The organism is Methanomassiliicoccus sp., from assembly GCA_033485155.1.
Lineage (GTDB): Archaea > Thermoplasmatota > Thermoplasmata > Methanomassiliicoccales > Methanomassiliicoccaceae > UBA6.
Map to the genome: position 1 here is coordinate 182,140 of JAWQJJ010000005.1, position 12,360 is coordinate 194,499.

General features: G+C 58.5%; 13 protein-coding genes. 5 read left to right on the plus strand and 8 right to left on the minus strand.

Annotated features, from left to right (window positions below; translation table 11 throughout):
• Window positions 1-18: 18 nt before the first annotated feature.
• The 4 genes from SA339_09260 to SA339_09275 form a co-directional block, all read right to left on the minus strand.
• Complete coding sequence (locus SA339_09260; protein ID MDW5563400.1) at window positions 19-1,113, minus strand: acetoin utilization protein AcuC; 1,095 nt, start codon at window positions 1,111-1,113, stop codon at window positions 19-21.
• A 56-nt stretch (window positions 1,114-1,169) separates the two neighbouring features.
• Entirely contained in the window at window positions 1,170-1,946 is a 777-nt protein-coding gene (locus SA339_09265; protein ID MDW5563401.1) for an ABC transporter ATP-binding protein, read from the minus strand.
• 22 nt (window positions 1,947-1,968) lie between these two features.
• On the minus strand, window positions 1,969-3,009 hold the full coding sequence (locus SA339_09270; protein ID MDW5563402.1) for an iron chelate uptake ABC transporter family permease subunit: 1,041 nt from the start codon (window positions 3,007-3,009) through the stop codon (window positions 1,969-1,971).
• Between the two features lie 79 nt (window positions 3,010-3,088).
• A complete protein-coding gene (locus tag SA339_09275; GenBank protein ID MDW5563403.1) occupies window positions 3,089-4,021 on the minus strand; it encodes an ABC transporter substrate-binding protein in 933 nt (310 codons plus the stop codon).
• 161 nt (window positions 4,022-4,182) lie between these two features.
• Here SA339_09275 and SA339_09280 point away from each other — a divergent pair, with 161 nt between their 5' ends.
• Genes SA339_09280 through SA339_09290 form a run of 3 tightly spaced genes read left to right on the plus strand, consistent with a single transcriptional unit; the run spans window position 4,183 to window position 5,226 of the window.
• On the plus strand, window positions 4,183-4,560 hold the full coding sequence (locus tag SA339_09280; protein MDW5563404.1) for an aspartate 1-decarboxylase: 378 nt from the start codon (window positions 4,183-4,185) through the stop codon (window positions 4,558-4,560).
• Window positions 4,557-4,994, plus strand: a complete 438-nt coding sequence (locus SA339_09285) for a ribonuclease HI family protein (protein MDW5563405.1) — start codon at window positions 4,557-4,559, stop codon at window positions 4,992-4,994. Before SA339_09280 ends, SA339_09285 begins: the two co-directional genes overlap by 4 nt.
• Before the next feature lie 31 nt (window positions 4,995-5,025).
• Complete coding sequence (locus SA339_09290) at window positions 5,026-5,226, plus strand: dodecin family protein (GenBank protein MDW5563406.1); 201 nt, start codon at window positions 5,026-5,028, stop codon at window positions 5,224-5,226.
• Window positions 5,227-5,405: 179 nt separating this feature from the next.
• On the opposite strand, the gene hisS is transcribed toward SA339_09290, so the two are convergent.
• Both hisS and SA339_09300 read right to left on the minus strand, forming a co-directional pair.
• Window positions 5,406-6,656, minus strand: coding sequence for a histidine--tRNA ligase (hisS, locus tag SA339_09295; protein ID MDW5563407.1), 1,251 nt, complete (start codon window positions 6,654-6,656; stop codon window positions 5,406-5,408).
• Window positions 6,657-6,783: 127 nt separating this feature from the next.
• The gene (locus SA339_09300; protein MDW5563408.1) at window positions 6,784-7,380 is read right to left on the minus strand and encodes a hypothetical protein; all 597 of its coding nucleotides are present in this window, start codon (window positions 7,378-7,380) and stop codon (window positions 6,784-6,786) included.
• Between the two features lie 579 nt (window positions 7,381-7,959).
• Here SA339_09300 and SA339_09305 point away from each other — a divergent pair.
• On the plus strand, window positions 7,960-8,586 hold the full coding sequence (locus SA339_09305; protein ID MDW5563409.1) for a hypothetical protein: 627 nt from the start codon (window positions 7,960-7,962) through the stop codon (window positions 8,584-8,586).
• A 600-nt stretch (window positions 8,587-9,186) separates the two neighbouring features.
• On the opposite strand, the gene SA339_09310 is transcribed toward SA339_09305, so the two are convergent.
• Window positions 9,187-10,302: a GTP-binding protein gene (locus tag SA339_09310; GenBank protein MDW5563410.1), complete on the minus strand. Its 1,116-nt coding sequence runs from the start codon at window positions 10,300-10,302 to the stop codon at window positions 9,187-9,189.
• Between the two features lie 4 nt (window positions 10,303-10,306).
• The gene (arcC, locus tag SA339_09315) at window positions 10,307-11,251 is read right to left on the minus strand and encodes a carbamate kinase (GenBank protein MDW5563411.1); all 945 of its coding nucleotides are present in this window, start codon (window positions 11,249-11,251) and stop codon (window positions 10,307-10,309) included.
• Window positions 11,252-11,338: 87 nt separating this feature from the next.
• Between arcC and SA339_09320 the strand changes: the two genes are divergently transcribed.
• Window positions 11,339-12,334 (plus strand): zinc ribbon domain-containing protein, encoded by a 996-nt coding sequence (locus SA339_09320; GenBank protein ID MDW5563412.1) that lies wholly within the window; start codon window positions 11,339-11,341, stop codon window positions 12,332-12,334.
• Window positions 12,335-12,360: the final 26 nt, after the last annotated feature.

Below are 12,360 nucleotides of genomic sequence, written 5' to 3' on the forward strand. Positions count from 1 at the left end.
GTTCTCATTCTCCTGTGTTCAAGCGAACCGGATCATCTTCTCCACCATCGGTAGGGCGATCTCCTCCTGCCGGGCGATGACCCTGTCAACTTCGGCCATAATCTCCGGTGAGGGTTCCTGGGTCTCTCGATCGTGGAGGGCAGCCAGCCGCTCGTCCTGGTCCGACGGCCATCCCGCCATCTCCCCGAACATGATGGTCCAGGTACGGCGGGTGGCGTCGATGTCGTAGCCCCCTCCCCCGACCACCAGGTATCGGCCATCGCACAGCTCGTGAGCGAGACCATGCATGGTGCGCGCTAGCTCAGCATATCCCAGGGTGGTGAGACCAAGGCCGACCAGGGGGTCCTTGTAGTGTCCGTCAGCGCCGAATTGGTGAATGATGAACTGCGGCTGGTAGGCCTTGAGCGCAGGGAGGGCTATGGTACGGTAGGCCTCCATGTATGTCCGGTCGTCGGTCCCCGGAGGCAGGGGGATGTTGATGTTGTAGCCCTTCCCCTCGTCCGTTCCCCTTTCATCCATGTTCCCCGTACCAGGGAAGAAACCCCGGCTGAAGCGATGAAGGGAGATCGTCAGCACGCTCTCCCCGTAAAAGATGTCCTGTGTTCCGTCCCCATGGTGGCCGTCGATATCCACCACCGCTATGCGCTGCAATCCGAACTCCCTCTGGAGGCAGCGCACCGCTACCGCGATATCATTGAACACACAGAAACCCGATACCGCTTCGGGATGAGCGTGGTGCAGCCCGCCGGCGGGATTGAAGGCGTGCTCGAACTCACCGTTCATTATGCCCTCGACCCCCCGAACCGTGCCGCCGACCGCCGCCAACGCCCCGGTGAACAGTCCGGGGTTTCCAGGGGTGTCCCCCCGATCCAGGAGGCTCCCTGCGATGCATCCTCGCTCGACCTCGGTCACGAAGCTGGGCGGGTGAACCCGGTTGAGCCGCTCCATGCTCACCAGGGGGGGCGTGACCTCTCTGGCCTGGCCATCCAATATGCCCAGCGAGCCGAGGGTGTCCTTGGTCAGCCGTTCCCTGATCGGCTGGAAGGGGTGCCTGGGACCGAACTGGTACAGCATGTACTCATCTGTGTAGATGAACGCGGAATCGCCGGACATGGACCATTAACCATTGCAGGCCATCCGTCTTATAATTGTCCCGAGCGGCGTCCAGCCTATTCCTCGGTCTCTCCGCGGCACGACCGGATGATCGCCACGCTGTGAGCCCCGATACGCTCATCAAAATAAACTGAGGCCTCTATGCCGAACACCCGGCGAAGGTTGGCCGGGGTCAGGGCGTCCATGACGTCCCCGGCGGCGACGACCCGACCTTTCTGCATGAGAACGAGCTTGTCGCAGTACCTGGCGGCGAGGGCGAGGTCATGGGTTACAAAGATGACGATGAGCTTCTCCGACCGGGCCAGCCCGGTGATCAGATCCAGGATGTCGAGCTGGTGGTTGACATCGAGGTGCAGGGTCGGTTCGTCGAGAAGCATGATGCGGGGCTTCTGGGCCAAAGCCCTGGCGATGATCACCCGCTGCCGCTCTCCCCCGCTCAGCTGGTCCATAGGTCGACCGGCGAGGTGCTCGGTGTTGGTCATTTCCATTGCTTCCTGGACGATCTCCAGGTCCTGCTTGGACTCTGACTCGAAACGCTTAAGGGCGGGAGTGCGGCCCATGAGGACAATGTCCAGGGCGGTGAATGGAAAGTTGACGTTGGCGCTCTGGGGCACCGTTCCCATGCGGGTGGCGATCTCCCGTCGGGTCATGTCACGGTAATCGCGGTCGTCGATGAGTACCGTGCCTGCTTTGGGCGATAGAGAGCGGTTCAGGCACTTGAGAAGGGTGGTCTTCCCCGAGCCGTTGGGACCGAGGATACCGATGATCTCCCCCTCCTTGGCATCGAGGTCGATGGCGGTGAGCACGTCCTTGCTCCCATAGCTGAAGCCCACACCGGTGACGCTAAGCTTTACTTTACCACCCCATGGACTTCTTGCGGGCCATCAACAGGTAGATGAAGAACGGCGCTCCCAACAACGAGGTTATTATGCCCACCGGCAGCTCGGCCGGGGCGATCACAGTACGAGCCAGGGTGTCCGTCCAGATGAGGAACAACGCTCCACCGACGATGGACGCAGGCAGCAGGATGCGGTGGTCCGGTCCCACCAGGATGCGGACCACATGCGGGATTATCAGCCCGACGAAGCCGATGACTCCGGACACTGAGACTGCCATGGCGGTGACCAGCGAGGAGGCCAGCAGGAGGATCAGGCGGGTGCTGTTGACGTTGATGCCCAGGTTCCCGGCTTGTTCTTCACCGACCATCATGGCATTGAGGTCCCGGGCCAAGAGGGTGATCACCCCGCAACCCAGAATGACCGCGGGTAGCGATATTACCACTTGTTCCCAGGTCGCGTCATTGAGGCCCCCCATTAGCCAAAAGACCACTCCGGACAGTTTCTCCCCAGCGAAGTACTGCATCGCTGAGACCAAGGCGCTGAACAGCGAACCGATTGCTATGCCTGCCAGCAACAGCGTTTCCACCGGCACGTACCCGCTGCGATTCCTGGAGATGGTGTACACCAGGAATAAGGTGATGAAGGAGAAGACGAAGGCCATGGCCGGGATAGCGAAGGCCCCGCTGGCCCACGATACTCCGAGCACTATGGCCAGGGAGGCACCGAAAGCCGCACCCGACGATATGCCGATGACCGAGGGCGAGGCCATGGGGTTGCGGAACAGGCCTTGCATGGTGGCCCCGGCGACCGCTAACGAGGCTCCGACGATGGCCGCCAGGAGGATCCTCGGCAGCCGCAGGTTGATGATGACCTGCCGGTCGCGGTCCGTTCCCCCGCCCATCAGTACAGAGATTACCTGGTCGAAGGGAATGTTGATCACCCCGACGCTCAGGCATACGATGATGGTAACGAAGAGTGCCAGCAACAGCCCTACCAGGATGAGACTCCAGCGAGCCATCTTGCTCCTCTGCAGTTCAGCGATCTCGGTTGCTGACATTCGGACCCTTATTCCTCTCTGATGATATTACCCAATCTATTTATAAATTAGAATGAAAATAAGAATGGGTTTGGCTGTTCTAGGCGAACAGCTCGGGATGAAGCCACTTGGCCATCTGCTCCAGGGCATCTACGACCCGGGGGCTGGTGGTCAGGGTGGTCCCGTCGATGCGGTAGATCTTGTCGTTCGATACCGCACTCACCGAGGTGCCCAGCGTCGACTTCAGGTCATCGTTGGTCTTGGTGCTCTGGTTCTCGATGATGACGATATCCGGGTTTTCTGCAATAATGCTCTCGGCCGAGGCCTTCCAGTTCCCGGTGCCGTTGTTGAAGATGTTTACCCCGCCGGCCATGTTGATGAGGTCGTTGGACATCGTGTTGTTGCCGACCGTCTGCCCGCCCTTGCTCATCAGCTCCAAGTAGACCTTGGGCTTCTCCGCGTTGGTCAGGTTTGAGGTCTTCTGGACGATGGCGTCGATGCGAGCCTGCATATCTGAGACCATGGCGTCGGCCTTAGCCTTCTCACCGATGGCCTCGCCCATGGCGCTGATGGTGTGAAGGATGGTTGGCACATTCTTAGGGTAGAACGCAACCACGGGGATGCTGGAGTTCTCCATGTTGCCGATGAAGTTGGCATACATATTGAAGTTCCAGACGACCACTAAGTCCGGATTCTGAGCGATGATTGATTCCACGCCGATGGAGCTGACCGCGCCGAGCTTGGTGATGTTGTCGGTGCTGTTAAGAAGCCACTCCGACGAGGAGTCCACGGCCACCACGCGGCCCTTGGCGTCAAGGTCGAAGGCGATCTCGGTGAAGGCTGAGCCGAGGCACACTATGCGCTGGGGCGCCGAGGTCAGGTTAACGGTCTTCCCGCGGTCGTCCACGATGGAGATCGCTCCGGCGATGTTTCCCTTGGACCCGCCGCTGTTCAAGTACAATAAGGCAACGGCCGCGCTAGCAATGACCAGAACGGCAATGATTGCGACTACTGCTATCGCTCTCTTGTTCATGATTATCCCCTATGTCTACTTTCCTAGGGCTTCACGCCCTTTACGAGGGGAAAGAGGGCAACCGATAAAAATATTCTGCAACTCAGCGGCCGCTCGCCCTCTCATCAGGACGGACGACCATTGACGGTGGAGAAAGGAAAAGCTTCTTGAGCTAGGGCAACATGCTCGAAGGTATGCGCAGCGTCCTCCGGGGTAAGATCCACCGCGCCGTGGTCACCCAGGCTGACCCAGATTATGTCGGTAGCATCGTAATAGACCAGGCTCTGCTGGATGAGGCGGACATATGGCCTGGAGAGCGGGTCCTCGTCTCCGATGTCAACAACGGAGCGAGGTTCGAGACCTATGCGGTATCCGGAGAGCGGGGTTCGGGAGTCATCTGTGTCAACGGGGCGGCGGCCCGTCTGGCCCGCGTGGGCGACAAGGTCATCATCATGGCCTTCGAACTGACCGATCATCTCATCGAACCTCGTATCGTCCTGGTCGACGAGCACAACCGCCGGACCAAGGTCCTCCGCGCCCCTGGGCCGATGACACCATGAGGCTCAAGGTCTACACCGACGGCGGATCCCGGGGGAATCCTGGCCCTGCCGCGTACGCCGTGGTCATCACCGATGAAGGGAACAAGATCGTAAGGGAATACGGTCGGTATTTGGGCAAGATGACCAACAACGAGGCGGAGTACAACGGCGCCATTGCCGCCCTGAAGGAGGCGCTCGCCCTGGGTGCGGACGAGGTCGAGGTGTTCAGCGACTCTGAGGTCATGGTGCGCCAGGTGAACGGTGTGTACCGCTGCAAGGCTGCCAATCTGCAGCCCTTTTTGGACGAGGTCCGAGCGCTGAGGGCGAAGTTCAAGCAGACGACCTTCCGGAACGTTCCACGCGAGCATCCCATGGTCTCACGCGCAGATCATCTCCTCAACGAAGAGCAGGACACCATGAAGTCCCTCCTTCCTCGCGGTAAACCCAATCCTTAAGGTCAGGAGCTGCCAAGGTACATCGATCGCTATGGTACAGAAGGTCGTGGAGATCGTCGGGATATCTGAAAAGGGTTTTTCCGAGGCTGCTCAGGACGCCATTACGGTGTGTGCTCGGACAGTCAGGGGCATCCAGTGGGCAAGGGTGACGGAGATGGAGTGCAAGGTGGAAGGTGAAAGAATCGTCGAGTATCGGTCGCTCATGCGCATCTACTTCGACGTCGAGAGTTGACCTCGATTTCGTGCTCGAACCCAGTGCCGAACTATCGCAAGATACGGCATGATAGGCGCAATCCTTATATAGAAGTGTATTATTGGTAATTATTAGTGCCCGAGGTCGGTGAACTCAACTCTCCTCTTAACAAGGAAATTTTCCTCCGAATCCCCACCAAACACCGACCTTGGGCATTTCTATTCGCATCTTATTGACGTGATAAGGTCCGCTAGGGATACCAATTTCTGCTCCCCGGTGGACATGTCCCTCACCGCTACCGAACCCTGGGCCAGTTCCTTCTCCCCCACGATGACCGCCTGGCGGGCGTTGATGGAGGCGGCGTACTTGAAGTTCTTGGATATGCTTCGGCCCATGAGATCGACCTCGGTGATCCTGCCGCTCCGGCGCAGCTGGGCCGCGATTCTGAACGCCTCGTCCTTCATCTTGTCGTTGACCGGGATGACATATGCATCAACGTGATGCTGCGGCCCGGCGTACCCCTCTCGCTCCAAAGCTAGCAAGGTCCGGTCGAACCCGATCCCGAAGCCGGTGGAGAAGGTCTTCTCGCCCCCGAAGAGTTCGGTAAGCGAGTATGAACCGCCTCCGCAGATCTGCTTCTCCGCCCCCAGTACCGGAGCGTCCATCTCGAAGACCATGCCGGTGTAATAGTCCAGGCCGCGCACGACGCCAAGGTCGACCTCGACGTTGGTGAAGCCATAGTCGGACAGTATATGGAAGATGGACTCCAGGTGGTCCCTGGCCTCACCGCTGATCTTGCTCAGAACCTCGATCGGGCCGCTGGTCTGGGTAATCTCGATGATCCTCTCTATGTCCTCGGCGGACATCCCGGCCTCGGTCATCCTCGTCCTCGCTTCGTCATACTCCTTCTTATCCAGCTTCTGCAGGATGGGCGGTGCCTTGGTGGCATCGATCCCGGCCTGAGCCAGGAGACCTCGAAGAACGCCGATGTGGCCGATGCGGATGTTGTATTCCTTGAGGCCTACCTGCCTCATGATCGAGGCGGCGAGGGCGATGACCTCGGCATCCGACTCCGGACCGGGGTTGCCGATCAGCTCCGCGCCGAACTGGTAAAACTCGCGGAATCGACCCGACTGCGGTCGCTCATAGCGGAAGCACTGCCCGAAGTAGAACATCTTGAGCGGCCGGGGGTAGTTGGTCAGCTCGTTGACGAAGAACCGCATGACCGGCGCGGTCAGCTCCGGGCGGAGCGATATTTCCCGACCCCCCTTGTCCTGAAAGGCATAGATCTCTTCGACCACGTTGGGACCGGACTTGAGGGTAAAGAGTTCAGTATTCTCGAAGATGGGGGTGGATACCTCACGGAAGCCGAACAGCGCGGCCTCCCGGCGCATCTTGTTCTCAAGGTGCCTCCTCTTCTCCATCTCCTCTGGACCGAAGTCTCGGGTCCCCCGGGGCCTTTGGATCATCGCCGGCAACATGGAATGGCGTTATAAAATCATTTTCCCACGCGGCATTGCTGGCTCCGTTTTTTATATGTAGAATAGGCCTGGACCGGCCCTTGGTCCGTCGGGTCTATGCCCACCTTGTTGACAGCTATTGGTTCTTTAGCGCTTCCCGCTCTTGACGATATTTGCGGAACGATGAGTCAAGCCTGTTCTCAGGCACATGATCCACGATCGCGTTCACAAGGTCCCTGAACCGATGGTTGGCATTGCCCATGTGTACCTTCATCAGGTGATGATTGTAGCTCGTGAATGATAGCTGCGCATAGCCGGAGTTCCATGCGAAGCTAACGTACCCAACATCGTCCCAATACATCTGCTTGTATCGATGGCGGAAGCCCATGTAGATGTTCTCGACGAAATCGGGGGTCGCAATGGTGACGTAATCGACATAGCGAAAAATGAGGAACCAGATCGGCCCGAAGAGCGATAGACCGATCACACCAAGATACATGCCTGGGTGATTGTCGACAGTGGGAGCGAAGAAAACCGCCAGGCATTGAAGCGGGAGACCGCCCATTATGGCGAGCTTCCGCACCCGCCTCATGTTATCGATGAAGAGCGCCTGATCTCCGTACTGTCGGTAAAGCCCGTTCATGACCTTCTCGATCCTTGCGTCCTCCCTTTTCTTTAAGTATCCTGTGCCGAACACGAGGAGGATGATGCAAGCGGCAACGAACAATTCCATGACAAATGGTAGAGAGAATATATCCAACACGCCCGGCTTGAATCGGACCATGGCGATATAAGGCAAGTGCAGGGGGATGGATGAGAAGAGAGGGAATGAGGAACGTTAGCAATCAGGATCTTACTTCCGTCCGGCAACTTTTTGTTATAAATTTATAAATATGAATATCTAAATAATATCACAGGGGAGGAAATGAGACCTTTCGTTTACACCGCTGGACTGATATTGGTGGTCATTTCACTCGCCAACGCCCTCTGGCAGCTAATCTCGGTCCAAATGATCGTTGGCGATACAAGCGGAACGGTATTCTTTCTCTTGCTTGCCGTACTGGGATCTGTGATCGCAGCGGCCGGCGCCCTGACGGGTACAGCATCCGAACAACATCATTGAGTGGCCTGTTGGCCAGGTAAGGGACCTCGTTGACTGATAGCAAACATATGCCTGGCCATTAATGAAGCATTTTACCGTTGGACCAATGTCTTTCCCCGATCGCGTGATCTCTCTCAATTGAAGGAGAAGAGCCGAGCGTAGCCATAAGAGAAACGATATACTCCTGGCCCTCGATACGGTTCTGAGAGCATGAGCGAGGAAGCATTCCAGGGAAGCGGTCCGATCAGGGACCACGACAGCGGAGAGCTGATCCTGACCAACCCTCCAGAAGCCAAGGTCATCATGGTGGCAGAAAGTCCGTCCCCTGGCCTGATGACCATCTACCGCGCCTGCCGGACCTTCGATGATGAGTCCGCCCGACGAATGATCTTCGCTGCCGGTGAGCCGGGCCGTCTGCTGGTCCGTGCGCAGCACTTCCTGCGAGAGATGAACGACGTTCAGGAGGAACAGAAGATGAGGCAGTTGTACAAGCTGTTCCGCTTTGGTCACCTCATCTATCTGAACCCCCGTCCCGGCGATGACCGCCTGGCTTCCCAGGCCCAGGAAGCGGGGAGGAGGGAGATGGATGCTCTCCTGAACAAGGGAGTTCAAGCGATCGTGGTGTTCGGGGAGCTGGGCAAGAACTGGGTGCGCACCAACTTCCCGCCCGAGGGTTTGATGATCGTCTTCCTCCCCCAGCCGTCCAATCATATATCCAGTTGGTACCCATCGTTCCTGGAGCGGACCGCCCGGGAACGGGGGACCGACGCCCTTGCCGTCCGCGATGCCATGGCAGTGCAGATTGACAAGCTGGTCCGCCTGTGCTCTGATTTATGATCAACGAGTGCAGGAACAGGTCCAGATCGTCGATGGTAGCCTCGACATCCTCGATCCCGACGACAATCGCGGTAGGGCGACCTTGATCCCAGGCAGGCTCGTCCCTAGGGCGGGACGACTGCATGGGGGGTTGAGGAGTATGCCGTCGACACCGACGGCAGAGGCGTGGACGACCTCGATGACCAAAGTCATCAAGGGTACTTCAGGAGAATGTAAGAACTGCCTTAGATGTCTTCCTGACAAACGATAAGGTCCCCCGCTCGGAGACAGTAGGGCAGACCCGTCTAGGTCCCCGCCATGCCTGAGGCGAACAGCAGATAGCGTCTTCCCGACTCAAGCTCGGCGATCTTACGCTCGGCCGCGGACACCATGGGATTCCCGTGGCGCGTTTAGACGTACGGGCCTTCGGGTAACTTGCCGTCACAGGCACTCTTTTCCGCGGTGGGAAAGGAGCATGTGGATGATTGGTGGATCAGAGTGTTGGCCGAGCCGGCCTCCCTGCTAAAAGATGGTCATCGGCGTGAACGGAGACAGTGGATTGATCTTTGGTCCCTTTCGTTGGCCACGATGGGAACGAACGAGGTCCAAAATATACCATTCTTACTCTCCGCCGCGCTTGACCACGACGGTGATGATGTCCCCGTTCATCAGTAGATGGTCCTCGCCCACGGTCTGCCCGGGGAACTTGGCCGATTTGCCCCATATGGTGGCATAACGGAAGTTGCGACGGAAGGAGCGGTGGATTCGGTCGCAGAGATCCCCTACGGTCGAGCCGTTCATGATGACCATGGGCTCTTTCATGTCCGCCTCCTGCCCCTGAGGCTTGAGGAACACGTGAATGAAGTCGAGCTTGCGGAAGATCTCTTCCCTAAGCTCCTCGAGGCCTACCTCCTTGTTCGCCGCCACGTACACGGGTTTCCAAGGCCTCATCTTCTCCTTGACCTTGTTGAGGTGTCCCTCGTCCACCAGATCGATCTTGTTGACCACGGCGGCCGATCGCAGGTACACACGATTACCAGTTAGGACGTCGATTAGCTGCTCCTCGTCCACGTCCTCGCGTATGATGACCTCGGCGTTCACGTAACCATAGGCGGCGACCATGTCCGCGGCGATCTCCGCGGTGATCTTGGTCAGCTGAACGGTGGGTTTGACCTCGATGCCTCCCCGGTCGGTCTTGGTGATCACGACGTTCGGCGGGCGGGTGTTCAGGCGGATGCCGGTGTTGTATAGCTCGTTGACCAGCACCTCGATGTTGGTATCGTAGACGTCGATGACGAAGAGGATGAGATCGGAGGTGCGGACGACGGCCAGCACCTCCCTGCCCCGGCCCTTGCCCCGTGAGGCGTCGCGAATCAAGCCAGGCATGTCCAGGATCTGGATCTTGGCAAACTTGTGGTACATGATGCCCGGGATCACATCAAGCGTGGTGAAGGCGTAGGCGGCGACCTCGCTTTTGGCCCCGGTAAGCTTGTTTAGCAGGGTCGACTTACCCACCGACGGAAAACCGACCAGCGCCACGGTAGCGTTGCCCGATTTCTTTACCGAATAGCCCTGCCCTCCGCCTCCCGAGGCGGCCCGGCGCTTCTCCTGCTCCATCTTAAGGCGGGCGATCTTGGCCTTCAGGAGACCGATGTGACCTTGGGTCTTCTTGTTATACTGGGTCTTGCCGATCTCTTCCTCGATCGCCTTGATCTGCTCATCAATGGTAAGGGCCACTCGTTCACCGGTCTTGGATTTTGGTTCCCGCCTTACTTGACAATGCCGTATGTAAAAGTTCCGGTCTGGTGATGACCACCCTGGTCCCACCCGAGCGCACGAAGTCGATCCCCGCCTCGACCTTGGGGCCCATGGAGCCAGGAGGGAAGTGACCATCTTCGAGATGGCGCTGGGCTTCGTCAGGAGTAATCTCGCCGAGCAGCCTCTGCCTCGGCGTCCCGTGGTCTAGGTAGGCACCGTCGACGTCGGTCAGCATGATCAGCTCCTCGACACCCATGCCCTTGGCCAAGCAGGCCGAAGCAAGGTCCTTGTCCACCACCGCCTCGACGCCTTCCAGCCGGTGCCCCCGCCTTACCACCGGGATGCCCCCACCTCCCGCAGCGATGACCAGGTCGTTCCCGCCCCTCACCAGTCTAGAGATGGAATCAGCTTCGACGATCCCTATCGGCCGAGGGGAGGGGACGACCCTCCGCCATCCGCCCCGGGCGCGGTCCTCTCTCATCTCCCATCCCTTGGTCCGCTCCAGCCGCCTCGCCTCGTCCGCCGAGTAGAACGGGCCGATTGGCTTGGAAGGATACTTAAACGCCTCATCATCTTCGGCGACAATGACTCTGGTGAGCACACAGGGCACCGTACGCTGGCAACATTGCGTCGCCAGTTCCTCTGTCAACGCCTGCTGGAAAAGGTAACCGATCAAGCCCTGGGACTCCGCCACGCATACGTCAAGAGGCATGGGCGGGATCTCGTCCTTAGCCGCCTCGTTCTGAAGAAGAATATCTCCCACCTGCGGCCCATTGCCGTGGGTCAAGGTGATGTGGTAGCCGGCGTCGACCATGGCCGCGATGTGCCGGCATGTTTCCTTAAGGTTCCTCGACTGGTTTTCCCTTGTCGGGAGTTGTCCCTTCCGCAGGATCGCGTTACCGCCTATGGCCACGACAGCGGTCCTCATCACTCTGTTTTCATCTTCTCTGCGATTGAAAAAGGTTCCCCTGCCTTGGGCAGAGCTATAATAACTCCTAGGAGCATGCGGAAAACGATGTCAACGCTGGACGATCTTAAGGACCGGTTCCTCAAGTTCCGCGCCAACAAGTACGCGGTCTACGTTGGGCTGGCCCTGACCTTCATCGTATGCACGCTCCTGCTGCTGTACTCGTCGTACCTGCTATGCTTCGGCATTTTGCTGGTGGCGGTGGCAGGCTACTACATCCCAGTCCTCTTCGGGCTGAAGTCCAGGAAGAAATTGGCGGTGTGGGGCGTGGTGCTGATCGTGCTCCTTGCCGTGCCTTACACCATGTTCATCATCGCCCAGGAGAAGAACGCCGAGAACATCAAGCTCAGCACCGCCAATGGATCGATGACGAACGGAACTGTCACTCCATTCTACGGCAATGATACTACTGTCCACGTGTTCTCGGTGGAGGTTACCAACTCCACCTACTCCAACGTGCGGGTCGTGGTCTATGATGTCCAGACCAGTTCAGTAGTGGTCAACGCGACGATGGAAGGTAACACCTCGACGAACGACGGCCTGTTCACCTACGAGACCACCCTGGCCAACAAGTCCAGCTATGGCTACTGGTTCGCTGCCGATACGAACGATGGGTTCAAGGCTACATCCAGCAACTACGGTCCGCTGCATGCCGACGATACCGCCCTTTTCGTCTACTGGTTCCCCCTGATCATCTTCGCCCTGTTCATCGAGATCGGCGTCCTGTACTTCCTCCTGCTGATCATGGGCTACTGGATGGAGCGCACCAGGGCCCGGGCGGCCGATAAACAGATGCAGCAGGGACCGAGCGACACTCTCCCGCCAGCCAAGGGCGGCAAGGAGGAGAAGTTCGTATGCTCAGAGTGCGGGGCCGAAGTGCCTAGCTCCGCCCAACGCTGCCCCCAGTGCGGGGAACGGTTCGACGAGCCTAAGGATGCCAAGCCGAAGAGCAAGAAGGAAGAGTTCGTCTGCACGGAGTGCGGGGCGGCCGTGGACGAGAATGCCAAGACCTGCTGGAACTGTGGGAAGGAGTTCGAGAACTAGTCTCACTTTCGATCACCCCACGGTGA

Excerpts from the sequence above, each read along its gene's own strand:
- SA339_09270 (MDW5563402.1), bottom strand. The coding sequence starts at position 3,009 with ATGTCAGCAACCGAGATCGCTGAACTGCAGAGGAGCAAGATGGCTCGC.
- SA339_09260 (MDW5563400.1), bottom strand. The coding sequence starts at position 1,113 with ATGTCCGGCGATTCCGCGTTCATCTACACAGATGAGTACATGCTGTAC.
- SA339_09275 (MDW5563403.1), bottom strand. The coding sequence starts at position 4,021 with ATGAACAAGAGAGCGATAGCAGTAGTCGCAATCATTGCCGTTCTGGTC.
- SA339_09320 (MDW5563412.1), top strand. The coding sequence starts at position 11,339 with ATGTCAACGCTGGACGATCTTAAGGACCGGTTCCTCAAGTTCCGCGCC.
- SA339_09300 (MDW5563408.1), bottom strand. The coding sequence starts at position 7,380 with ATGGAATTGTTCGTTGCCGCTTGCATCATCCTCCTCGTGTTCGGCACA.
- arcC (MDW5563411.1), bottom strand. The coding sequence starts at position 11,251 with ATGAGGACCGCTGTCGTGGCCATAGGCGGTAACGCGATCCTGCGGAAG.
- SA339_09285 (MDW5563405.1), top strand. The coding sequence starts at position 4,557 with ATGAGGCTCAAGGTCTACACCGACGGCGGATCCCGGGGGAATCCTGGC.
- SA339_09305 (MDW5563409.1), top strand. The coding sequence starts at position 7,960 with ATGAGCGAGGAAGCATTCCAGGGAAGCGGTCCGATCAGGGACCACGAC.
- SA339_09280 (MDW5563404.1), top strand. The coding sequence starts at position 4,183 with ATGCTCGAAGGTATGCGCAGCGTCCTCCGGGGTAAGATCCACCGCGCC.
- SA339_09290 (MDW5563406.1), top strand. The coding sequence starts at position 5,026 with ATGGTACAGAAGGTCGTGGAGATCGTCGGGATATCTGAAAAGGGTTTT.
- hisS (MDW5563407.1), bottom strand. The coding sequence starts at position 6,656 with ATGATCCAAAGGCCCCGGGGGACCCGAGACTTCGGTCCAGAGGAGATG.